Consider the following 22,537-nt stretch of genomic DNA (forward strand, 5'->3'; position numbering starts at 1 on the left):
TAAGTGTTTTCCACAAAATAACAAATGGGATGGTTATTAAAACCACGAAATCGAATACCTACCGCTTCCCACAGCCTTACCTGTTCCAAAACATTTAACAGCCAATGCCAGTGCCATAACACAATCGTCGTTGAACATAGGTGGAGCTGAATACCTTGTTATACTATTGTGAAAGCTATATTCGAACGTGTGCAGCTCATTTGTTATCGGTCCGGCAGGGAAAGTGATTTCTCTTTTCTGGATTGCTTTCACCAAGCCTTCCATTAATTGTTGTTTGCTTGAGCTGGAAAACTTAAAACCTTCAACAAGTGGCAATGTCGTTTGCAGATCTTCCACGACTGGATCACCCACGCCTGTACTATCGATAAGCGATTTTACTTTAGCGATGTTCGGAAGTTGTTGAATCTCTTTTATCGTATGCCTCCAATCTCTTTGGAACCTATCAAAATAACATACTGACCCGTATTTATCCAGGCCAATGATAACTGTGAAATCCGAAGACTTCGCTAAGTCGATACCGTAACAAACCACAGGATGATTACTGATCGGTTCAATACACCTGTTTATATATTCAGTCCCAAACGGGTTTGCTGCGTTTTCTGCTGGGTTAGCCATATACTCCTGTTCGAATACTGCTGCCGGTAATGATTCTTTGATTAACTCAATTTCATTCTGATCTAGATAGGGATTATCGTAAGAGGTATACTTCCAGCTGGCCCAGTCAGGTTCTCCGTTTATTCCTTTTAAATACAAAGAATAAAAGAAGTTTTTTCCCCTTGGTGTACTGAGGAAATAAGCCTTGCCTTTATAATCGGCTAGGGTTGCACGTATGGCGTTATTCCAACCATCTTCAAGATCCGGGATAAATGAGCCTTCGTCAATGATGGCAAGGTGAAATTTTAAGCTTCTGAAGTTGTCCAATCGTTCTCCAGTAAAGAATTGAATTTCCCCGCCTGTAATAAGCTTTCCTTCAAGATCGGTTTTGTTAAACTCTCCGACCTCATCAGGTAAGGCATTCATTAACGAATCAAAGAACTTCTTTGCTAGTTTATAATTGGGCGTGACATAGGCACATTTCTTTCCTTCAAGTGCATTCTTAATTAAAATGATTTGAGCAAGTTCACTTTTACCGAACCTTCGCCCACACATCAAAACATTAAATCTCGACTTGCTTTTCAGTATCTCCCTTTGATTAATATGCGGCTCTGGTAATTCTATTATCACAAAATTGTTTTACCCCTCTTAAATACAACTTCAATCTTTCCTTTTGTTTCTACGGAAGCGGTTTCTTTCCAACCGAAGTTGTGTGCAAGTGCAAACCTGAGTCCTGCCGTATTACCTTCACCGTTAACAATAGCCCGTGCCATACGTGCTTCGATTTCTTCCATGATCTGATTGCATTCTTCTCTGTAAGCAGGTTTGCTCCGGTAGCTTCTCCAGGTTGGCTGTGATACCCCGATATAAGAAAGGAAATGACCTAGCGTGTAAACGATAGGATCTCTGATTTCAACAACCTTTCCGGCTGATGCATGCTGCTTCCTTTTACCGCTGTCGCATTGCCGTTTATACAGCACCCATTTTGCCCAGATATCCGAGCCGGAATTATATTTCTTTGCACTCATACTTTAAATTTTGAAAAGGCCAGAAAAGTAGAAACTAATCGGCCGTCATGAAAACCCACATTAGAAAGAAGATTCGTTCAATATTTTTAATCCGCTTCTGCTGATCTTCACATTCAGGTTTTCAAACCTCCTGCGGAAGATTTGTCTTTCCTCTGAGTCTTCGCCTTCATCAGGAATAATGCTCCATTCCTCACACAATCGCAGTAGCTTTTTAAACTCTTTCAGGATCTCCTGATAACTTGGTGTATTACTTTCCTTCATTGAATGCGAATTCTCTCATCATTACCGCAGATATATGTTCCGGGTTGTTAGGAAACTCTTCACGCAGTTCTTTCAATCTTGTATCCATCCTGGCTGCAAACTCTTCCTCTTTCTTTTTTTTGTTTGTAAGATAAATAGTCATGCCTGCCGCCGATTTCTCTAATGCACGTTCACGTTTTTCCCGTTCAACTTCTACCGGCCAAGGCTCAACAATTTTTGGCTTTTCGACTTGGAACTTTGCCGCCATCTGCTGATTCATTTGATCCTGGTTTTGTGAAACGGTGTCAAGTTTTTTGTCAATCTTCACAAGCACCTGATACAACAGTGGCAAAAGTTCATTGATGTCAATAGGTTGTTCTGTTGGCTTAGCTTCCGGCTTTGCTTCTGCCGGTTGCACCGTATCAAGTTTTTGCTTTACAACAGGTCCTGTAATAGGCTTAATTGATGGCTTCGCTTGTGGTTTTGAAAAATTAAAATTGAATAGTGACATATGTTTTATTTAAAAATTATTTCTTTCTTTAACTAACGGTGTACGGTATGCGTTGGCCTTGTAAGACACACAGATAATTGATAAGTCGTAATACTTCTGTAGATCGGTTTTAAGCCTGGTTAGTTCCTCTCTATTGATTTTATTGCCATCGTGAATTACGTGGTCAGGATCGCCTGGAATAGTGTGGTATGTGAAGTGTCGGTGTTTCATAGCTTCCTGATTAAGGTTAACCGGTTCTCATACTTTAATAGGGAATAGGTATAGTCTTCATGTTGGAACTGCGCGCACAGATCGCCATCATGATCGATGATCATATTAACCGCAGGAGATTCTATCTGATACGTATATCTGCCCAGGGATAGCCCTACCAACTTCTTCAGCTCGGCAGTACTCATGTATTCTTCCAGTAACCCATGATAAGAATGTAATACTGATAGTTCTTCCAGGTTCTTAAAGTCTTCCGGCAGTACATTAAACTTCCCGTTCTCTACAGTGAAACCGAGAGCCAGCATAGCAAGCCTCAGATTATGTTCATTTACATTCTCTTCCAGACCGTTTAAAATGTATAGATGCTTATCCAACGCTTTTCTCAGTTCTGCGACAGGAGTGATATGAGAATGATAAACAGAGCAAGGAAATAACCATGTAAGGATCTTCTCCAAGTATTCGACAGTGTAATGGCTTGTCATATGTACTTCTTTTAAGGGTGGTGGGGTTACTTCTCAAGCGATTCAAGCAACTTTCTCCTGATGAAGTATGCCCTGTTAGCGCCTGTCTTTTTCTCTACCGAGTCGTTAAACCTGGATTCAACCAAGTCCTTTTGCTGATCATTCAGCCGGATAACTACTGTTTTCGATAGTTTGTCTTCGTCTTGTTTTTTCGTGCTCATATACTGATGTTCTCTATTAAATGCGCATTGTGTTTACTTGGGCAGTTTAACCCGTACAATTCTCGTATCAATAAATGCGGGTAGTGTTAGCTTATTAAATTTAAACAGAGAGAATTCTGCCGAATAAATGCCTGCCGACTAATTACGCGACTCAGTTTTTATCGGGAAAGGCAGTTATTGAAATCGTTATCTATTTATTATCAACCACTTAGTTAGTGGGTTGGATAGTACCAAGCGGACTATCCACCAAGCAGGACGCGGGATTACGCTGCTCCTAATGTCGGTAGCGGTGAAAGGCGTGGGGTGGTGGGTATAATTCATCCACTAACTTAAGTAATTGTCTTGTTTTGTATCAAAGAGGGGTGATACACAGCAAACCCTTATCCCAATTGCATTACAGGTAATTTGTATCATGTATCAGTATCACTAAGGTTGTTTTTCTCCCTTTCTTATTATTATTAAAATAATTATTTAGGGGTGTTGATACAAATCGGCTAAGACTCTTATCCAGCGTGCATTTCGCGTGTAAACCCCCGGGTTGATACATTTACGCCCAAGCCTCTTTCGCCCTGGCAAGTGTTGGTCGGCTAATACCTAGTAATTTAGCAGCCTCAGTATCGTTTTTGCCTTCTTTCTTTAATCGATTGTATTCATCGCGGTCAATATTCTTCTTTCCCTGGTTCTGTCTTACAATACTTAATGCATGAATGCAATGCGATTTAATGGCTGGTAGGAGACTGATTGCAACTCTCCAGCAATGATCAGGCACAACCGACGATCCGACACCTTCGAAGCCTGATAATGTGGCTGCAATTCTCTTAACGATTAAAGCCATTCTTAGGCATGATGCGCCAATGTCGCCACCATACTTTTCCTCTAAATCTCTTTTATCTTGCATGGCACTAAACAGGTCTAATTCCTGTTGAGCAGTAAATTCGAGATAATGCAGTTCATCGCTCCACAAATCGGACCGCTTTAAGATATCCCTTTGCAAACCTTGACACATCTCACCTATTAAATCCCGTTGCTGTTTTCCTGACCTATATTCCATGAATGTCGGAGGAATTGTATAATACCATAACCGGGAGAAAAGTCCATTGTATTCGCTCGGAATAAGTTTCTTTAATTGATCGTGAGTGCCGCTTAACATGATAGCAAGTCTTGGGTTTTCGACTATATAACTTTCTCCTTCCCCTTTCCTCTGCCGGGCAAGAGGTTCGTGATGAAATACCTTTCTGATAATGTCGGAAAAACCTCCAAAGTCTTTGTTCTGGTTTCCTTGAATAAGTGTATCGACTTCGCTATCGTATGCGAAACCACCAATAGGATTGTCCCTTAATTTTTCGACTAATGCAGCCTGTGTTGTGTCGCTGGCTGACATAGCAAAACAATATTTAATAGGCTTTCGTGGTTCTTCTATCGTCTCAATTTTTTTGTTTCCCTTCTCGACTTCTTTCAATTGCTTTTTAAAGTCCGATAGGGCAAGCTTATAATTTCTTAGCGCATTAGCCTGCATTAAATTAGCCTGCTGAGTTATAGCCCCCACTAATGTGTTTCCATACCTTGTCAAACCTTTCCCGCTCCCGGCAGCAGCAACCACAAGTGAAAGCAGATGAGGGGAGTACTCCTTTACATCGTTATCAGCGCCGTGATAGAACCGATACCGGCTAAATGCAGCGGACAAAGCGGTTAGCATTCCAATTAATAGCACATCTCTTTTCCGCCGTTCATCTACCTGGAAGCATATTTCTTTTAGATGTTCCGGGAGGTTGTTATAAACTTCATCACTAAAGCAATCACCCGGGGTATCGGATTTTATATGTATGCCGGTCTGATCGGGATATTTCTCCTCTCTCCGTTCAATGATATTAGCAACAGTGATATTCTTCATGCTATCAGAATCACTCGCTATATACTGATTAAAAAATTCTGAATGCTTTAGGAGAGATTCGCTTGAAATCCCGTCAACAGTAACTAGTTTACCAACTACTGACCAAACGTCATCATAGTGAAGGTCACCGATCCCACATCTTTTTGCTATCATCCGTTCGATCTCGTTATCTGGTATTGATCTCACTTCGGAAATACCTTTTCTTTCCTTTGCATTAGTTTCTACACCTCTTAAAGCACTATTCAGATCCATTTCAATAAGTTTTTATTGATGTATAAATCTGGTGCATAGAAAAGGAAAAATGGCTGTGAAATAGCTTTCATTTGTCCATCTATTTTAACCTTATGCTTCTCCAAAAAGTATTTAGTCAGAATAGCTGTTGCGTTATGATATGCACGACTATATTCGTCCGAAGTCCATTCATCCCGTAGATACAACAGAGGCTTTAATAAGAGTAAAGCTTTAACACCATTACCAGAAACAGACTTACAGGCAAAAAGAATATCTAACTGTTTATCATTGGTTACCGCCTTCACTACTGCGTCTGCATTATCTATTTTATCGATGTCAAGTTGATAGGTGAACCCAGGTAGCTTCAGACCTTTGTTGCAGCGTGGATTGAAAACTCCTGAATGAGTTATATAAGGTAATTGACTTTTTAACTTATCCTTCAAAGACAGATCTCCTAATTCTTTTGCCTCCTGGATTTGCCGTGCAATCTCTTTTAATTCTGCACTCAGCATCATCCTGATCACATCGGTGATATTAACAGTTTTAGAGTCATTAACATTAAGCTTATGAGGATATAAAGAGAACTGAGGGATATACTGAAAACCTGAGTTTAATCTTTGTTTCAGTACCTTGCGACTGCCAGAAAAAATATATCTTGTATGTTTTGCATCAGGTTGAATCCACAAGTAAGAATCCGGTTTTGTATATCCTGAATATTGAGAAAATGAGACTTGTTCAACCTCGTTATGTGCGGATAAAACGTTAACTTTGTTCACGTCACTAAATTTTTTTATGCCCTGGGATTTCTATCCTGGGGCATGTTGTTTTCAAAGGATAGATGTAGCTCTTATATGTTTTTTGATATCGCTGTATCTGAATCTGTAAGCACGTCGCCCATGCGGAATACGTGGAATACATTTTTCGACAACCAGCTTTTCAAAAGTCGGCCGACTTACTCCAATCAGTTCGCTCGCTTCAACGGTAGTGACTAACCGATTTTCGTTATCGTTAAACCTGATCTTTTCCAGTTCGTCTTTGAGTGAGTTTTGTACGGTTTGCTGAATGATCGCCAGCACGTCATTAACTGGAATTAATGCCAATGCATCCGTCACCTGATAGCTTCGCTTAGACATAATTTTTTAGTCTTGATTAGATAAAATTGTTACTAGGCTCGGATTAAAATCCAAACCGGTTATGGCTAGAATCGTGCTGGGGTTGAATGGAATTGACTGGTTTAGCTGAAACTAAAGGCCTGTAGTACTGTTTTCAAAGTTAGAAAGCTTTTTAAATCAACTCGCGTTTGGTTTTCCACAAAACTTGCAAATTGTAAATGCATTTAGAAAATATTGAAAATCATACACGTTACTGCGCCCTCGAACTATTGCTCGAAGTAGGTAAATCGGTGTAGTATTTGTGTGCATCTGAAAGCAATGATATGTAATGATGTGTCATGATGTAAACTTTTTAAAATAGTTTAAGAAGTTCTATCTCTGTAGCCATTTTTATATTTATTCAATAATGATTTCGTTTCTCGCAAAAATTTAGTTTTCATCAAAATGAGTGTCCCTAACTGTTAGCAGTCTGATCAACATTTTAAGCACCCTGCACCGTCTCGGACAATACAGACGGACCAATAAGTTCTATTGCTCTCTGGTAAAGCAAAGGAGATGAAATCCGTAACTGATCTAGCGCCTCAAGTGTTTTGCTCATCTTCAGCGGTGGCAGTCCGAGCCGTTCACGGATCTCTCTGTTAGTCAAATTTTCCACCTGTGTCTTTTCGGAGTAGCTAAAACCAATCGGAGAAAGTGGTACGATTTTAAGTGCTGCCGGGGCAGTACTAAACTCCATTATTCTATTGAACACTGTGAGAATATCGTTTTGTCTTCCCTTCACGTAAGTGTTATTGAATATCTCAAATGCATCTCTCATTTCTTTACTTACTCCTAGTTGTCCGGGTGTCATTATTCCCATCAAAACCGGACTTGTTACCTGGTGGCATGTTAGGATATTTTGCGAGATCATTTTGTACACCGCTGTGAAATCTTCCTCAGTCATATCACTAGGACCGAGATCGATAATAGTTGGTGCGGTGTCTTTATTCGCGTTGAATGATAGAACGAATTTTATCCCCTCAGATCCTGTGAACTTATCCTTGAAGCTTCGTTCAATAGCTTTCTTCTCGTCTTCGTTCTCTGGCTCACCATTATTCAGATTAATAAGTTTCGACGGCGTGAAGCCGGACTTAGCATTGTTGAGGGTATGTTTTGAAACCTCGATATCAGCATTGATGTAATTCAATCCCTGCTGATATTCCGGTTCGGTGTATGTTCCTTGATCTGCGTTGTAGTCTTTATAGTAAAGAATTTGTTTTGTGGCTTTCTTGTAAGGATTAAAAGCAGGTATTCGAACTATGTCGCCTATCCTCCTTTGCCAATCTTTCCTGTAATAAAACATCGTATTGTCTTCATTACTCCGCATCCTAGCATTCTCCATATGCTGGACTTCGACAATTTTTCCTCCATGCCCATAAATCACTTCCAGGAAAAAGCCTCCGTGAACAAGCAAACTATGAATTGCTTTATCTTTTACTGAATCGAGACTTTCTCCAGAAGTATTACAACGTTTAACAAAAGGATTGTCTTTAGGCGCGAAACCTCTACCAGATACATAGGTGTTTTTCGTCCTTACTATGCCGCCATGTGTCGGAGACTTCAATGCTAGCTCAGAAAGATACTTCGGGTAGTCGTTAACGAATTCTACAATACCTGTGTCAGGACTAACGGTTGTAACTGCTGGCTCCGGTTGTGCTTCAAAATTTAAAAAGAAAAGGTTGTTCATATTTTATCCTCCTAATGTTGCTTGTCTTGAAATTTGTGAGTCTCTACGTTGTGCATCAGAAATTTCTTTCTCGACTACGTAGGCCTTTACTGTCCTGTTATTGGTTGCGTTGATAGTGTCCTGTCCGAGTTCAACCCTTGGGTTTATTAATTGTCCTTGTGGCGTCAACGGAGCTGTTGCGCTTGATGATATAGATGGCATACTTCCACCTCCTGCGGCACCTGGGACCTTTACAGACAGGATCTTCTTTACATTAGCTATACCCGCTGCGACTGCTGCCGCTGCTGCTATTGCACCGAGAATAGGACCTACTACTGTAATTCCGGCAAGTGAGGCAAATGCAGCTGTAGCACTCTGGTAAGTATTAATGGTTGTAGCAGCTATCGCTAAAGCTTTCCCCGCTGCCGTCTGTTCACCCGCTACTTGTGCTGCTTGTGCTGCCAGGTCTGCCGCCGCGTTTAAAGCCTTCTGTCTGTTTCGTGCTTGTTGTTCTTCGATTGCCTGCCGTGCTTTTGCGTTAGCGTCCAGGTTCTCTGTCTTCTGCTGTTCAGTTAGTGTCGCATCTGCAAGAATAGCCTGGTCAAGGTCATACAACCATTGTTTTCTCTCATTAGCTGATATCTTTTCGTTTTCTGCATATGCGGCTACTGCTTCCCGTAAGGATTGCTGCTGAAGTTCTTTCCTGTCCTTCTCGTCCTGTTCAGCCTGAATACGTGCATCTTTTTCTTTCTGGAATTTGTCTTGTAGGGCTTTTAATTCCAGATCATCATACTTCTTATTGATCTGCATCAATGCGTTCCTGTAGGCTTCGAGGGCTGGCAATACACTTTGCGAACCGGCCTGAAGTATTTTAACCTGACGATCAACTTCCCGGCTTGCTGCGTCAAGTTCTTTATCTCTGTCGCTTTTTCCAAAGTCACCGTTTTCTATGGTTAATTGTTCAGAAAGTGCTTTTGCTTCCTCAACAAGTTTTTTTCTGTCTTCAATTGCTTTTTTCTCCAGGGATATCCTTTGATCAAGAGCCTTTTTTCTTTCCTCTCTTTGTTTAGTAGTTTGGGCAACGAGGAAATTTAATTCAGCAAGCTCCATTGCATCTTTTTCTCTCCGGAGTTCGTCCTGTGCCTCTACTTCATCCTTACCCAAACCCCTAACCGATTCAAGATAATTTTCTCGGCTCTTGATACGATACTTTGAATATTCCTGTTCGAGCTTGAATATTTCCTCTTCAGATTTACCGGCAAGCTTTGCTTTTGCTATTGCAATTTTTTCCTGTTGCGCTAAAAACTCCAGGCCTGCTTTTAATCCAGCCTGGGAAGATTCAACAATACTTTTGTTAAGTTCTTTTTGTGCTTCAGCGGCTTCATTGCTTTTGTTAATGAAGCTTTGTAGGGCTGATATGGCTTCACCAAGAGCAATTAACAGAACCCCTATGCCTGTCGATATAATTGCCGTCTTCAGGACCTTAAAGGATACTGAGGTAGTTTCAGCGCTAATCCCCAGGGCTTTCATGCTCACCGCTGTTGCCTTGTTAGCTAATTCATTCGCTTTAATTACAATCGTTGAGTTTTTAACTGAAGCTGAGAGAACGTTGAAGGTGTCCTTTAACTCCAGGATGTTATTTACCCCCTGGCTGAGTGCTAATGCTGACTGTACTTTCAAAAGTGTCTTCTCGACTTCCTCACTTTCTACACCTATTAGCCCCAGCGCACCCTGGAATGCTGTAAAACCTCCCAGAACGCCATTTATAGCCCCTTGTAGGGCTTGAAACTTCCGATCAGGATTAAATGCATCTGCTAACGCTTTCGCGTCACCGAGGGCATCTCTGAAGCCTGCAACTTTCTTCGCTGCTGCTATAGCTCTTTCGTCTGTCGCCCCGAATTTATCAACCAGGGCGGTTAATTCATTGTTTGCCTCCCGTAGATCCTTTTTGAAGTTGCCGACATTTACCTCTAGGTCTAAACCAATCTTTTCCTCTGCCATACTTATAAATGCGGTAACTCAAAGTTTATTTATGAGATTACCATTATAAATGCGGGAGGCCGAAAAATGGGCGGAGAATTTTCGAAAAAAAGTTAAATTTGTAGATATCCAATATCGCTAACGATGCACCAACAACGAAGTTTTTTTGAAAGACATCTTCACTGGATAATTATAATCGCATCGGTAATTATTTTCACTCCTTTTGTTTGTAAATACAGAGAAATTTTCCCAGGCAAGGCAGTATCTCACCACACAAACTGGGCTGAGTTCGCCACCTTCTTTTCCCTGCCAATTAGTGTTATCAATGCCATTGCTGTATTTTATTTAGGTTATAAAGTTTATCTAGCACAGAAAAGGAGGGATGAATGGGAAAGAACTCAGTCGCTTGCTGACTTGAAGTTTGTCGCAGAATTAGGACAGGTATACAAGTTGTATAATATGGGGAATTCTGTAGCTAATCATGTGATAGTAGCGAAAGTACCGAGTGGGACAAATGAAGGCACTACTAATAATACTACCACAATATCCAGAATTCATAGATGTTACTCAATTCCAGCCGGCGGACACCTTTCTTTGCTATTTACCGAACAAACAGAAAAGCTTTATGCTCGATATCATAATGGAGAGCGATTTGTGTTGCTCACATGTGTATTTGACGAGAACCATGAAATTTCAGATTCAGTAATTGAAAATTTTATCGTTGCTAATTCAACCCGTACCAATGAAATTATTCTTCGTACGTGAAAAATCCCGTTTTAAAACGTTTTTTTCTCCTTGCCATTAGTCCTACCAATTTTAATTTCGAACCAGAATAATGCATTATTACAGGAAGACACCTGGACCCCGGACACTGAAACCGGGGTTTTATCTTTTTAGATAACTTTCCGCAACATCTAAACATTCTTTAGCAATTTCTTTATTAGGCTCAGCGTCGATATTTCGCATCTTGTGTAAAAATGCTGCTTCTAAAAAATTAAATAAAGCCCCAATATCGCTTCTAGTAATAACGCCCCGCCCGCCATACGCAGACATATAATAATTGATATAAATCTGTCGAGGTACTGGATATCCAGCACCAACAATTCTTGCAGTGAGGGATGCCTCGACCGATTTGATACTTTTATCAATACATCGTTGATATTCGGATTTCTCGTAATGGAGGAATGCCTCGTTATAGTAACTTGAAGCAAAATCTAAATATATCTTCTCAGCAGAATTATTTTTATCAATTAACCTTTCAAGTACAAAACCAACAGCGAGTAGGCCAATTATAATTGCAACTACCATCATTACTGGAGTGCCTGATATCGAACTTAGAAGCCAGGATGAGAAAAATAGAATAGGTGATGCGGCAGAAATATAAAGAAATAGATGCGACAAAACATTAAAGACCTTAATTAACTTAGGCAACTCAAATTGCAAACTGATTACCAACTGCTCCATTAGAAAAAAATAAAATGCAAGCACTAGCCCAATAGTCGCATAAAAGAGCATATCATACATCGTTGGTCGGTAGGAGAAAATCGGAACAATTTTTTCTTCAAGAAAATCCTTGAAGGCACTAAGGCTGATAACACATGATACAAATGCGATAGCAAATCCAGAATCGTTTTTTAAAAAATTCATAAGTTAGCTTTGTAACATTAAGATAATATTTTTTTACATTTAGCACCATGCCCGCGTACCTTGTAATAGTGAAACCGAATGACGAATCGGTTAGGAGAGAGCTGATAGACCTTATCAGTGATGATATAGAATATGTTTTCGATTGGCAAAAAAAATTGCACCATCGCAAACATCGAAATAATATTGAATACTTCGACATAAGGATGGTGCATGAAAAATACCCGGATGGGATCTTATGCTGATTGTAGATCGAAGTGAACTTCGTTCAGCATGTAATACAACCACTGAAAAGCCTCAAAAGCTTCATCTTTCTGACATTCTGTTAATTGTGCAAATTCTCTGCTTTTGATGTAGCTCTTAAACCATCCTGAAATACCGTAATCGCATGTTGCTGCTGTATCAACAGCATCCTCATTTTCGATTAGCAACTTTGCAAACTCTGTTTGCTGATCTTTTGAAAATCTCTGTTCCATGATCGTGTGTTTTGGTGAAAAAAAAGGTTCATCGTTTCTTGGCATTACTCTTGAAGGGGCTGTGATTGCAAGAAAATTCAATACAGATTCTTGAGTAACTCCTTTACTGTGTTCGCTTTTTTGATAATGATTCATGATGTACGTGTTTAAGTCTGTTAATATCGTTGTGTAAATATTGACTTGTAGCAACCAGGGAGGTATGGCCTAGCAAACCCTGAATTGCTAAGAGATTAGCGCCGTTATTCATTAAATGTGTTGCAAAGGTGTGTCTCAGAATATGCGGGTTGCGCTGACCCTCGGGCATATGTGGTGTTAAATGATTTGCAACAACACAGTGAATTGATTTGAGATCCATTTGCCCGCGCCTTGTTGAGACAAACAGGAAAGTAGATGAATATCCTTTCTTTTTCTTAGCTCTCTGATAGGTTTTAACTTTCTTGCTCAGTGCTTCGCTGATAGGTACAAGCCTTTGATTTCCTCCCTTGCCCGTTACCTTTATTAGAAGTCTTGCATGGTCTATATGGGAGTGCTGCATATTAGCAAGTTCTTCCCGCCTGATACCAGTTTGATAGAACATTTCAAGAATGAGTTTATCTCTCATTCCAATTATGCTTTTCTTAAACTCCCCTGTCAAGATCTTCTGCATAACATCCTCCTGAACAAAAGAGGGAAGTCGTGTCGCAATTTTCCTTTGCGTTAACCCGTAAGAGGGATTTGTCTCTAAAATGCCAATTCTCCGAAGGTGTTTGAAAAATGATTTTAGGCTATACAATTTGCGGTTAATGCTCCGGGCAATCATGCCGGACTGGCTAAGTTCAACTAGCCAGGACCGAATGTTATTCCGGGTAATATCTAATACATCCGGTTGCTGATCAATAAATTTCAGAAATACTTTTACGTCATCTGTGTAAGCTCTGATTGTGTGCCTTGAGAAACGCTTTATAAGCTTCAGATAGTCCTCGAATGAGGGAATACAGGCATGATACCGCAATGCGGTTTTTGTCATAAATTCGCCTTCCATTGTTTAATTGCAATTTTTAATTGTGATTAATCACCCGGTAGGTACCAACTACCGGGTTTTTTATTTCCATCTATACCGCCTTCAGTTTTGATTTATTCTCGGGTAGCATAGAAATCATTTTTTCCTTAGCTCGCTTTGCCGCTTTTATTGGATTGTTTTTATCGTAATCGATGAATATCCTCTCAGATGTATGACCAGTCATTTTCATAGCGTCATAGGAAGAAACACCTCTGTCCAGAATATTACTTGTAAATGATCTTCTTGCAGTGTGTGTTTTAATTAGCTTATAGAGTTCCGTTCCGATTTCTGTACTTAGTCTACCTTTTTCATCTAAAGAAGCCAGTTTCCCAATTGTTTTCAATGCCCGGTTGAAATACTGGTTCGTAACTGCATCCGGCAGGCTGTTGGGTTTGTGTTTATACTTCTCCATTATCTTCAATGCCAGATCATTTAGCGGAACAGCAATTTCTATCTTTGTTTTTTGAGTTAACATCTTTAGGTATGTCGCTCCATCTTCGTCTTTAATGAAGTTTTCTTTCTTGATATTTACCAGGTCACTATACCTAAGCCCAACACAACAACCGAAAACAAACAGATCTCTGATCGGTTCCAGACCATCAGTGTTTTTTAAATCAGTCTTATAAAGCTTTAGTATATCCTTCTCATCGAGGTGAACTGATTTAACCTTTGGACGAAACACTTTAAATGCTTTAAGTTTAAACGCGAAGTTCTCCGTAAGATCTTCCTCCGCTGCGCGGCTCATTACGATTTTTAGGTTCTTGATTTCTTTGCCTATACTTCCCTCACTTAAACCTTCTTTTTTCAAGAAGCTTACATATTCCTTGTAGAATTTTAATGTGATTGATTCGAAACTTGCTTTCTTATTGAATGCTTCAAGATGCTTTTTCGAGGTCTGAAATGTTTTAAGTGTACCAGGAGAATAATGTGCTTTGTCGTTTATTAGTTGATCCAGCAAATCAAAAAGTGGAGTTTGAGTAGAATTCTTCTTTTGCTCAGATACTTTTGCGGCTTTTGACTTTGGAAAAACAACGGCTTTTATTTTTTCACGCAGTTCTGCCGGTTCAGGAATGACATTAGTCTTTAGAATATTGTTCATCTCCACTTCAACGGCTTTCTCGATACTATTTTTCAGATCCTTAAAATATCCAAACTCATAGGGATAAAGCTTTTCATACTTCTTAATGATGGCTTGGTTTTGCCAGTGATCAGGCTTGATTGAAATGCCAAGAGACATTATCATTTTCTTTCCATAATACCTCTGCTGACAGGTAATCAATGATTTTTTTGTATTGGGATTGACCGATTGGAGAAAGAAAGATGGGCGGTTCATGGTGACTAATTGATATCTCTAAGATAAGGTAATTAGTCGTTAAATGAGTCGTTTTCTTTAAAAACTTTGGAAAATAGTTGAAAGTTTGGATTTGCTAAAGCTCAGTTTAGATAGGCATTTCACTGGATTATTGTGGGTGTTTTGAAAAATGTTGAAAGAGTCCCGGGGTTAAGTTCGAGTCCCAGCGGGATCACTGGAAATTAATGAAACCTGCTCTGGTAGCAGGTTTCATCGTTTTTGAAACTTTATAAATCGATTAGTGAGCCTTCCTGCTTGTATAACTGATCGATTTAGTTGAAGTCCTTAAGTCCCTGAAAAAATCATTACTGCACATTTCGTTTTCTAACGCCTCTTCAGGAACTATTTAAATGATCTTTCCAGCCGGTTTCTATTGGTCTGCTGTTTTCAAATGATACCACATGAACATTTACTATCTGGGTCGCTGTTAAATTTCTTTTCTCCAATTAGTATTTCTCATCACCAATTCCGCGGCAATCGATCAAAGAAAAAAATGATTACCGTTTTTGTGCAAAAGTGAAACTATCGAATGCCGATAATTTCAATGAGGTTTTTATTATTGGAAAATGTGAATTGGCGTTAAGGAAGTAAACATCTGCATGGGCAAACCAGTTTATGTTCCGATACTAATTTGACGCAAAAAGAGGACTACGACTTCAGAAATTATGCTCGTGATGGTAAAATATGCCCTCATTGAATTGACTCGTTTTTGAGACAGAATTTTATTTATGTCTGTAAAAGCAGAAACATCGCGTCGAATGCAGAAACAATTACTAAAACAATAGCCGGGGCATACAAAATTGGGCATTCTTATTAATGGAACCAGCGAGATTTAAGAGATTTGACTAATTAAGAAGTCTTCTCAATACTGCGTTTAAACTTACACGTCAACTTTTGCCCGGGAATATTGAAAATCACCAACTGACGGACATCAGCATTTTATCTGACAGGGATTCTTAAAAAAGAAGGGCTGTGAAAATAGCTTTATACGTTGAACAATGGTTGAATAATGGTGTGCTGGATTCTGCATCAGAATTGGTTTTATAATAAGATAAGGCTTCCGGAAATTTCTAGTGTTTCGGGTAACGCTCCCATGATAAACTCTTAAGGATATCAGTTCAATCTTCTGTAAACAAAAGCATGAACACAGCGCCTGGAGTTTGAATTGTTTTTTTAATTATTCGGGTCAGCTATCCGGTTTCCTGTGTGCCAGACAAACCAGGGATTGATTCGTGTTTTTAGTTGTGATTAAAAATCCATTCATAGCATCACGTAACAACTCATTTATATGAAAGAGTCTGAAAATGTACAGGTACTAAAAGAAGAGTTTGTGATCCGGGACGAATTAAAAAAGGAAGGTCTGAATATTGGCAGATACTTTGGTGCCTTGTCCCCCTGGATACTTTTTACTTACATAATACTCGGTAGTTTGCTGGTTATTGGCTTAGGTTTCTGGACAGGTCATTTATTGTTCAGGAGCAGCAATGAAGCTACCGTAGACTCCATTGATGCTGTTGTGGGAGCTATTCTTGGATTGCTTGGTTTTATTCTGGGATTTACATTTTCACTTACCTGGTCACGATTTGGAAGTAGAAACAGCCTGGTGGTGTTACAAGCAAAATTATTAGGAACCTGTTATCTCCGCACCAGCCTTTTGCCACAAAAATTACAACCTTCACTCAGAAAGCTTTTCAGGGAATATGTTGGTGTTTTACTGGAACTGCAGACAGCGGGCCATGTAGATGAATCTGTGATGAAGATTAACGATCTCCATATAGATATCTGGAATCAAACTACATTACTGGTCAGAGAGGATATGGATTCAGAATTGCGATCACTTTTTACCAGCGCGGTCAACGAGCTAATCAATATTACCGAGGAAAGAAAAATTGTCGGATTGGTTTATAGTATACCAGAACCAATCTGGCGTATTTTATTGCTGCTTATAGGTATGGGGATGTTTGCTTTTGGCTATCAAATCGGAGTATCCGGTGTGAACCGGATTGCACAAGTGTTATTACTTCCCATTCCTTTCGGACTCCTGATCGTTTTAATTTCTGACCTTAATTCTACCAGGATCCACCCTCGCCTCAAAGTGACTAAAAAACCGCTCGAAGATGTGCTGGAAATGATGGGAAAAGAGATCGCTTAAAAATCTTTAGGAAGAAATCAGTACAACTGCCAACAACAATGTTAACTAACTGGCCCGATTGAAAAATCTATTGCTTCAAACCTTGTTTGAATCGATAACTCCTGTTCTCTTTGGCAACAAAGCATCTCACTAGAAAATAATGACACGCTCTACTGTTTTCTTTAAGACAGCATAGTTTAATGAATTTGCCATCCTATTTTTCATACAGACAGAAATTTTTCCCCACGCTAAAGAGTAAATATCGATTGCCTTCCTATCATTTTCAGTGCAATCACTGGCAAGCAAAATTGCGACAGGAACATAACCTTGTTCCGCTTTCCTTTTCTGGAAAGTATAACACTGGTGTGCCACCATTTTCTCCAGGTTTTTTTCTTCTTGCTCTGGGTTGATTTTCTTACAGCGGTCTAAGAAAAAAGCGCCGTCAATGATTTGCGATTGCTTCTTTCATTCCGGTATATTTAAAATCAGTCGGAAATCCATTAGGAGATACCAGGGCCAACGTATTTTCATTTCACCAGGTCTCTTTTATTAAACTGCTTTTTCTGTCCGAAATTCTTTTTGCGAAAAAGCAGCCTTCTTGCCACCTTCCAAAAATACTTTGGCATCGAGAAGCCCATATAAATGAATGAGCCTGGCAACCAGCCCCGTCCAACCGGTCTGATGGCTTGCTCCGAGGCCGGCTCCATTGTCGCCATGAAAGTATTCATAAAAGAGCAGGTGGTTACGCCAGTTGATGTCGGTCTGAAATTTTTCAGTACCACCGAAAACCGGACGACGGCCTCTTTCATCGGGTAAAAAAATGCGTGTAAGCCTGTTGGCAATTTCCTGCGAAACTTCAAATAGATTCATCATTTTTCCGGACCCGGTGGGGCATTCAATTTTAAAACCGTCGCCATGGTAAAGATAGAACTGCTGAAGTGCCCTGATGATGAGTACATTCACAGGCATCCAAACCGGACCGCGCCAGTTGGAATTGCCCCCAAACATTCCTGTATTTGATTCTCCAGGCAGATAATCCACCCGGTGTTCCTGGCCCCCTACGTTAATGATGAAAGGATGATCCTGGTGAAATTTTGAAAGTGATCGTATCCCATAAGGGCTGAGGAACTCTTCCTCATCGAGCATCTTTGTTAAAATCCGACGAAGACGTTCCGGGTTTACCAATGCAATAATTGCCCTGTCATTTACACCAAAATGTCCTGGTCCTGTCGGATGAATTGCCTCCATCAGGTCGGGCATATGTTCCTGGCGTTTGCGGATCTGGGCGACAGCCCTTGGGACTTGTGCTATTTGCTCCTGTTCGATTATGGTAGTAGCGCATAGCGGCAGAAGTCCTACCATTGAACGTACTTTAAGTCTTTTGGCACTGCCATCGGGCGACCGCAACATGTCATAATAAAAGCCATCTTCCTCATCCCACATACCTTCGTTGCCCGGACGGTTCATCGCAGCTGCGATAAACAGGAAGTGCTCCACGAACTTAAACACCATGTCTTCGTATATACTATCATGGGCAGCAAGCTCGGCGGAAATCTCCAGCATATTCTGGCAGAACAATGCCATCCAGGCTGTACCATCTGCCTGTTCCAGATATCCTCCGGTCGGTAATGGTGCGCTGCGATCGAACACCCCAATATTATCCAGTCCCAGGAAGCCGCCCTCAAAAATGTTCTTACCAAACCGGTCTTTACGATTTACCCACCAGGTAAAATTCAACAGCAGCTTGTTGAAGGCCAGCTTTAGAAATTCAATATCCGCTTCACGTCGCAGCGCTTGCTCGGTTCGATGCAGAAAAAGGGTTGCCCAGGCATGCACAGGAGGATTTACATCGCTGAAGTTCCATTCGTACGCCGGAATCTGACCACTGGGATGGAGGTAAAGACCACGGAGCATTAATCTTATTTGCTGTTTCGCAAAATCCGGATCTACGATAGAAAGCGGCAAAGTATGGAAAGCGAGATCCCAGGCCGCATACCAGGGATATTCCCATTTATCAGGCATGGAGATGATATCTTCATTCTGCATATGGAACCAGTCTGAATTCCTGGAGTGCCGGCTGCCGAAATACAGCGGGTGTGCGTGGTGTTCTTTTAACCAGCTCTGGCCATCGAAATAATAAAATTGTTTGCTCCATAACATTCCTGCAATTGCCTGGCGCATGACAAACGCCTCATCGGGTGTCACTGAACCTGGCGTAATAGCACTGTAAAACTCATCAGCTTCCTGCCGGCGATTGGCTATTATTTTATCAAATGCCGCTCCGAAGATGGAACTGCCATTGCTCCCGATTACATCAGCGCCCGTGGACTTTAATCGCAACCGTATCTCCACGGATTGACCTGCGCCTATACCTGACCGATAGTGGGCAGCCATTTTGGTTCCCGTTTTTTCTGGGTTGATGGTTTCCTGTTGCCCCAGCACCACATAATTATTAATGCCATCTTTCAGATATCTGCTTTCATTCTTTCCATCCAGGTGCAGGAATTCCCTGTTGGTGACATTGTCCGTAAACAGCAACGGCACATTTCCATCACAATAAAAAGAATAGTTACCAAGTCGTTGATGAACGGATAAAACAGTACTGCTGCCGGCTGGCCCTTCCACCTGGCTAAGTAGTGGCTTATCAGCTGGTGTCGCAATCCATTCAGCCCATTCGTTGCGGAACCATAATGTTGGCAGGATATGTAATTCCGCAGCTTCCGGCCCCCGGTTGATGGCTGTGATCAGCACGAGTATATCTTCGGGCCCGGCTTTAGCATACTCCACAAATACGTCAAAGTATCGATTGTCATTAAATACACCGGTATCGAGCAATTCATATTCATACTCGTTCTTGGAACGATGGCGATTGGTCTCTACCAGGTCCGCATATGGAAATGCTGCCTGCGGATATTTATACAGGTATTTCATGTAGGAGTGCGTAGGCGTAGAATCGAGATAGAAATAATACTCCTTCACATCCTCACCATGATTGCCTTCACTATTCGTCAAGCCAAAAAGTCTTTCTTTCAGAATAGGATCTTTGCCATTCCACAGTGCCAGGGCGAAACATAAATGTTGTTTGTCGTCTGATATTCCACCCAGCCCATCTTCACCCCAGCGATACGTTCGGGAACGAGCCTGGTCGTGTGTAAAATAATTCCAGGCATCGCCACCTTCGCTGTAATCTTCGCGAACGGTTCCCCATTGTCTCTCGCTTAAATAAGGTCCCCACTTCTTCCAGGCAGATGTGCCGTTACGGGCTTCCTCGAGCCTTCTTTGTTCATTTGTTATGACCGGTTTCATGATAAATAGGAATGTTTTGATAATTACTTTTTTGCAGATCAATCTTGTTACATATGCCGCACGACTACTTACAAAGTATACAGATAACGTATGCGGACGGTGTTTAACCGAATGATACTTTGGGCTAAAACTAATTTTCATTCAGACCCATAGCAATGATTAACATCAGCATAGTAAATGCTTACCATCAGTGCATTGTTGTATCATCGATTGCATGTTTGATTTAGTCACCTGCAGATAAACTGATCTTAACTGGCAAAAGGATATTTTCTTCACTTCGATCGATATCGTTGTGACCGCTATCAGCAATGTCTTTGACTGGAGTCATTGTTTTGGAGAATATGAAAGCAGTTCCTTTATATCAACATTCTCCAGCAAACTGGTCACAAACCAAAGTGATATCAATGATTTCAACATCTACACAAAAAAACATCGGTACCTGGAAAACATTCGTCATGCAGAAAATGAAAAGCCAAATCAGACCATTCATTCACTTTCTGCGCGCTGAACACAGTTCCGCATTCCGAAAACAGATTATGGCAGCAAAACAATTATCCTGTAAAGCGTAAGCATTAAAATAATTGCGGACAACTTGAGCATTTTAGTATACCGGACTAACCGATTGAAAAACGAATTGCTGAATAAACAGCAAAAAGAAATGTTCGAAAATTTTAAACACCAATATGGAAGCAATATTGCAGAAAATAATGGGGGTCGCCATCATCATTTTCATGGTAGGCAACCTGCTGGAAATAGGCTTGAGATTAAAAGTTTCTGAAGCTTTAGCTGCGTTCCGGAACCTGCGGTTTGTGATATTATCGTTTTTGTGGTGTTTTGTTTCAGGACCTGCACTGGCAATCCTGCTTACGAAGATCATTCCTCTCAATGAAGCATATGCACTTGGTTTAGTAATATTAGGAATGTCACCATGCTCGCCAGCGATCCCGGTGATGATGAAAAAGTCGGGTGGCAGTTTGTCTTACATGTCAGCCTTTATGTTGATTGCCTATGCCGGAACGGTCGTCCTGATGCCATTTATGGTGCCTTGGCTCGTAAAAGGATTTTCGGCAGATCCGTGGAACATAGCCAAACCTCTATTGTTTTTTATTACGATACCGCTGATCGTCGGAGCGGTCATCCGCGGAGTGACTGCGTCAATTGCAGATAAGTCGGCTCCGGTGGTCAATAAAATAACCGGACTGAATACGATCTTACTGGTGGCTATTCTCCTTTGCGTATACCGCGCGGATATATTTAGTGCAATTGGTACATATGCTATCGGCACACAGCTTCTTTTCTACGCATTGATGGGAGTTGGAGCATACTTATCCGGGTTCGGACTTTCCTACGATCAAAAGGCGCCAATGACATTAGGCACCTGCACACGAAATGTCGGTCCTGCCTTTGCTATTGTTTCGGTTGCCGGCGTACCCCAGGGTGCAATCACGATGTGCATCCTGGCAGCCTTCCTTGGAGCAATCCTTTCCGGATTTGCAGCAGCAGCAATACTCAAACGTTACTGCGCTCACACAACATCGGCAGCAACGCCGGATAAGATGACGATCGATGGTCCGAAAAATACCAGTTCGATAAGCGGCGCTGTGAACACTAATCCACAGTAAAGTAAATGCACAATCAAAGCTGATTACGAATGAGATTCAAAAATGCAAAAGATATCGGGCAAGACTAACAGGCAGGATCAGGTGATGAATGTCTGATCCAACTTCGCTATTATATTGGTCTTATCGATCCCGTTTCAATAATGGTCAATACCTATGGAACCGGAAAACTTAAAGAGAATGAAATGGCGGCGTTGGTGGTTAAAGTATTTCCGCTTTTACCAAAAGGGATGATTGAACATCTCCACTTAAGAAAAACTGTATTTGCAAATACGGCAGTCTTCGGGCATTTCGGACGACCGATGGTTTTCCTCTCGCTCTGCCGTAAGCATTTTTTAGCCTTTTTTCTACAGCCCCTGCCAAATAAAAAGGTGTATGGATTTTCAACAATTTGCTATAAAAGCCAGCACTGAAATTTTGGTTTTATTGTGAAAATCAAACCTGATCTGCATTCCAATAAAAAACAACAGGCCCTGATTATCAGGTGAGCCAATGAAAATTTATCAAGCCAAACGGAATAAAAAATACATATCACAACATCACCGAAATGAAAAGCTGTTTACGCTCAACAGAAATTTGAAATTTTATGGAATATAACACTAATGAAAGTACCGGTGGAAATTCAATGACCTCGCAGAAGTATTTGCTTTGAACTTCAAATTTTTCATGATTACTTATCATGGACGCTGTTGCTGCGAAAGATGTCCGGGGCATTTCCAGCAAAAATCCAGCAGCGGCTGCGTCGGTCATAGTGTTGCACGAACAATCGACACCGAACTGGGCAGGCACA

20 protein-coding genes and 1 pseudogene are annotated in these 22,537 nt (G+C 40.9%); 4 read left to right on the top strand and 17 right to left on the bottom strand.

The window, feature by feature from the left end:
* Window positions 1-36: 36 nt before the first annotated feature.
* From P2W82_RS14350 to P2W82_RS14405, 12 genes are all read right to left on the bottom strand, one after another.
* Window positions 37-1,224, bottom strand: a complete 1,188-nt coding sequence (locus P2W82_RS14350; RefSeq protein ID WP_336516591.1) for a terminase large subunit domain-containing protein — start codon at window positions 1,222-1,224, stop codon at window positions 37-39.
* Window positions 1,221-1,622 carry a terminase small subunit gene (locus P2W82_RS14355; RefSeq protein WP_336516592.1) on the bottom strand — a complete coding sequence of 134 codons (402 nt, stop codon included), beginning with the start codon at window positions 1,620-1,622 and terminating at the stop codon, window positions 1,221-1,223. The genes P2W82_RS14350 and P2W82_RS14355 overlap by 4 nt, the downstream gene beginning before the upstream one ends.
* A gap of 60 nt (window positions 1,623-1,682) precedes the next feature.
* Window positions 1,683-1,883, bottom strand: a complete 201-nt coding sequence (locus tag P2W82_RS14360; protein WP_336516593.1) for a hypothetical protein — start codon at window positions 1,881-1,883, stop codon at window positions 1,683-1,685.
* Window positions 1,870-2,373: a hypothetical protein gene (locus tag P2W82_RS14365; protein WP_336516594.1), complete on the bottom strand. Its 504-nt coding sequence runs from the start codon at window positions 2,371-2,373 to the stop codon at window positions 1,870-1,872. Before P2W82_RS14365 ends, P2W82_RS14360 begins: the two co-directional genes overlap by 14 nt.
* Before the next feature lie 9 nt (window positions 2,374-2,382).
* Window positions 2,383-2,583: a hypothetical protein gene (locus tag P2W82_RS14370; protein WP_336516595.1), complete on the bottom strand. Its 201-nt coding sequence runs from the start codon at window positions 2,581-2,583 to the stop codon at window positions 2,383-2,385.
* On the bottom strand, window positions 2,580-3,062 hold the full coding sequence (locus tag P2W82_RS14375) for a hypothetical protein (RefSeq protein WP_336516596.1): 483 nt from the start codon (window positions 3,060-3,062) through the stop codon (window positions 2,580-2,582). Before P2W82_RS14375 ends, P2W82_RS14370 begins: the two co-directional genes overlap by 4 nt.
* 26 nt (window positions 3,063-3,088) lie before the next feature.
* Complete coding sequence (locus tag P2W82_RS14380; protein WP_336516597.1) at window positions 3,089-3,262, bottom strand: hypothetical protein; 174 nt, start codon at window positions 3,260-3,262, stop codon at window positions 3,089-3,091.
* A gap of 547 nt (window positions 3,263-3,809) precedes the next feature.
* A complete protein-coding gene (locus tag P2W82_RS14385; RefSeq protein WP_336516598.1) occupies window positions 3,810-5,405 on the bottom strand; it encodes a DUF3987 domain-containing protein in 1,596 nt (531 codons plus the stop codon).
* A complete protein-coding gene (locus P2W82_RS14390) occupies window positions 5,396-6,160 on the bottom strand; it encodes a BT4734/BF3469 family protein (RefSeq protein WP_336516599.1) in 765 nt (254 codons plus the stop codon). The genes P2W82_RS14385 and P2W82_RS14390 overlap by 10 nt, the downstream gene beginning before the upstream one ends.
* A 51-nt stretch (window positions 6,161-6,211) precedes the next feature.
* Entirely contained in the window at window positions 6,212-6,517 is a 306-nt protein-coding gene (locus P2W82_RS14395) for a helix-turn-helix transcriptional regulator (RefSeq protein ID WP_336516600.1), read from the bottom strand.
* A 460-nt stretch (window positions 6,518-6,977) separates the two neighbouring features.
* On the bottom strand, window positions 6,978-8,222 hold the full coding sequence (locus tag P2W82_RS14400) for a phage portal family protein (protein ID WP_336516601.1): 1,245 nt from the start codon (window positions 8,220-8,222) through the stop codon (window positions 6,978-6,980).
* 3 nt (window positions 8,223-8,225) lie between these two features.
* Complete coding sequence (locus P2W82_RS14405; RefSeq protein ID WP_336516602.1) at window positions 8,226-10,202, bottom strand: hypothetical protein; 1,977 nt, start codon at window positions 10,200-10,202, stop codon at window positions 8,226-8,228.
* 123 nt (window positions 10,203-10,325) lie between these two features.
* On the opposite strand from P2W82_RS14405, the gene P2W82_RS14410 reads away from it, so the two are divergent.
* Entirely contained in the window at window positions 10,326-10,946 is a 621-nt protein-coding gene (locus P2W82_RS14410; protein WP_336516603.1) for a hypothetical protein, read from the top strand.
* A gap of 120 nt (window positions 10,947-11,066) precedes the next feature.
* On the opposite strand, the gene P2W82_RS14415 is transcribed toward P2W82_RS14410, so the two are convergent.
* From P2W82_RS14415 to P2W82_RS14430, 4 genes are all read right to left on the bottom strand, one after another.
* Window positions 11,067-11,828: a hypothetical protein gene (locus tag P2W82_RS14415; RefSeq protein ID WP_336516604.1), complete on the bottom strand. Its 762-nt coding sequence runs from the start codon at window positions 11,826-11,828 to the stop codon at window positions 11,067-11,069.
* A 233-nt stretch (window positions 11,829-12,061) separates the two neighbouring features.
* A complete protein-coding gene (locus P2W82_RS14420) occupies window positions 12,062-12,301 on the bottom strand; it encodes a hypothetical protein (protein WP_336516605.1) in 240 nt (79 codons plus the stop codon).
* A gap of 103 nt (window positions 12,302-12,404) precedes the next feature.
* On the bottom strand, window positions 12,405-13,322 hold the full coding sequence (locus P2W82_RS14425; protein WP_336516606.1) for a tyrosine-type recombinase/integrase: 918 nt from the start codon (window positions 13,320-13,322) through the stop codon (window positions 12,405-12,407).
* A gap of 70 nt (window positions 13,323-13,392) precedes the next feature.
* Window positions 13,393-14,673 carry a site-specific integrase gene (locus P2W82_RS14430; protein WP_336516607.1) on the bottom strand — a complete coding sequence of 427 codons (1,281 nt, stop codon included), beginning with the start codon at window positions 14,671-14,673 and terminating at the stop codon, window positions 13,393-13,395.
* A gap of 1,306 nt (window positions 14,674-15,979) precedes the next feature.
* Between P2W82_RS14430 and P2W82_RS14435 the strand changes: the two genes are divergently transcribed.
* Window positions 15,980-16,843: a bestrophin-like domain gene (locus tag P2W82_RS14435; RefSeq protein ID WP_336516608.1), complete on the top strand. Its 864-nt coding sequence runs from the start codon at window positions 15,980-15,982 to the stop codon at window positions 16,841-16,843.
* 528 nt (window positions 16,844-17,371) lie between these two features.
* Here the strand turns inward: P2W82_RS14435 and P2W82_RS14440 are convergent.
* On the bottom strand, window positions 17,372-20,128 hold the full coding sequence (locus tag P2W82_RS14440) for an MGH1-like glycoside hydrolase domain-containing protein (protein WP_336516609.1): 2,757 nt from the start codon (window positions 20,126-20,128) through the stop codon (window positions 17,372-17,374).
* A gap of 683 nt (window positions 20,129-20,811) precedes the next feature.
* Between P2W82_RS14440 and P2W82_RS14445 the strand changes: the two genes are divergently transcribed.
* Complete coding sequence (locus tag P2W82_RS14445; protein ID WP_336516610.1) at window positions 20,812-21,750, top strand: bile acid:sodium symporter family protein; 939 nt, start codon at window positions 20,812-20,814, stop codon at window positions 21,748-21,750.
* 83 nt (window positions 21,751-21,833) lie between these two features.
* Window positions 21,834-22,160, top strand: a pseudogene (locus P2W82_RS14450) (methionine adenosyltransferase domain-containing protein); the annotation flags it as partial.
* Between the last annotated feature and the right edge of the window lie 377 nt (window positions 22,161-22,537).

The sequence above is a fragment of the Pollutibacter soli genome, assembly GCA_029269725.1.
GTDB lineage: Bacteria > Bacteroidota > Bacteroidia > Chitinophagales > Chitinophagaceae > Pollutibacter > Pollutibacter soli.

Coding starts and splice junctions, on each gene's coding strand:
- P2W82_RS14355 (WP_336516592.1), bottom strand. CDS start 1,622: ATGAGTGCAAAGAAATATAATTCCGGCTCGGATATCTGGGCAAAATGG.
- P2W82_RS14360 (WP_336516593.1), bottom strand. CDS start 1,883: ATGAAGGAAAGTAATACACCAAGTTATCAGGAGATCCTGAAAGAGTTT.
- P2W82_RS14365 (WP_336516594.1), bottom strand. CDS start 2,373: ATGTCACTATTCAATTTTAATTTTTCAAAACCACAAGCGAAGCCATCA.
- P2W82_RS14370 (WP_336516595.1), bottom strand. CDS start 2,583: ATGAAACACCGACACTTCACATACCACACTATTCCAGGCGATCCTGAC.
- P2W82_RS14375 (WP_336516596.1), bottom strand. CDS start 3,062: ATGACAAGCCATTACACTGTCGAATACTTGGAGAAGATCCTTACATGG.
- P2W82_RS14380 (WP_336516597.1), bottom strand. CDS start 3,262: ATGAGCACGAAAAAACAAGACGAAGACAAACTATCGAAAACAGTAGTT.
- P2W82_RS14385 (WP_336516598.1), bottom strand. CDS start 5,405: ATGGATCTGAATAGTGCTTTAAGAGGTGTAGAAACTAATGCAAAGGAA.
- P2W82_RS14395 (WP_336516600.1), bottom strand. CDS start 6,517: ATGTCTAAGCGAAGCTATCAGGTGACGGATGCATTGGCATTAATTCCA.
- P2W82_RS14400 (WP_336516601.1), bottom strand. CDS start 8,222: ATGAACAACCTTTTCTTTTTAAATTTTGAAGCACAACCGGAGCCAGCA.
- P2W82_RS14405 (WP_336516602.1), bottom strand. CDS start 10,202: ATGGCAGAGGAAAAGATTGGTTTAGACCTAGAGGTAAATGTCGGCAAC.
- P2W82_RS14410 (WP_336516603.1), top strand. CDS start 10,326: ATGCACCAACAACGAAGTTTTTTTGAAAGACATCTTCACTGGATAATT.
- P2W82_RS14415 (WP_336516604.1), bottom strand. CDS start 11,828: ATGAATTTTTTAAAAAACGATTCTGGATTTGCTATCGCATTTGTATCA.
- P2W82_RS14420 (WP_336516605.1), bottom strand. CDS start 12,301: ATGGAACAGAGATTTTCAAAAGATCAGCAAACAGAGTTTGCAAAGTTG.
- P2W82_RS14425 (WP_336516606.1), bottom strand. CDS start 13,322: ATGGAAGGCGAATTTATGACAAAAACCGCATTGCGGTATCATGCCTGT.
- P2W82_RS14430 (WP_336516607.1), bottom strand. CDS start 14,673: ATGAACCGCCCATCTTTCTTTCTCCAATCGGTCAATCCCAATACAAAA.
- P2W82_RS14435 (WP_336516608.1), top strand. CDS start 15,980: ATGAAAGAGTCTGAAAATGTACAGGTACTAAAAGAAGAGTTTGTGATC.
- P2W82_RS14440 (WP_336516609.1), bottom strand. CDS start 20,128: ATGAAACCGGTCATAACAAATGAACAAAGAAGGCTCGAGGAAGCCCGT.
- P2W82_RS14445 (WP_336516610.1), top strand. CDS start 20,812: ATGGAAGCAATATTGCAGAAAATAATGGGGGTCGCCATCATCATTTTC.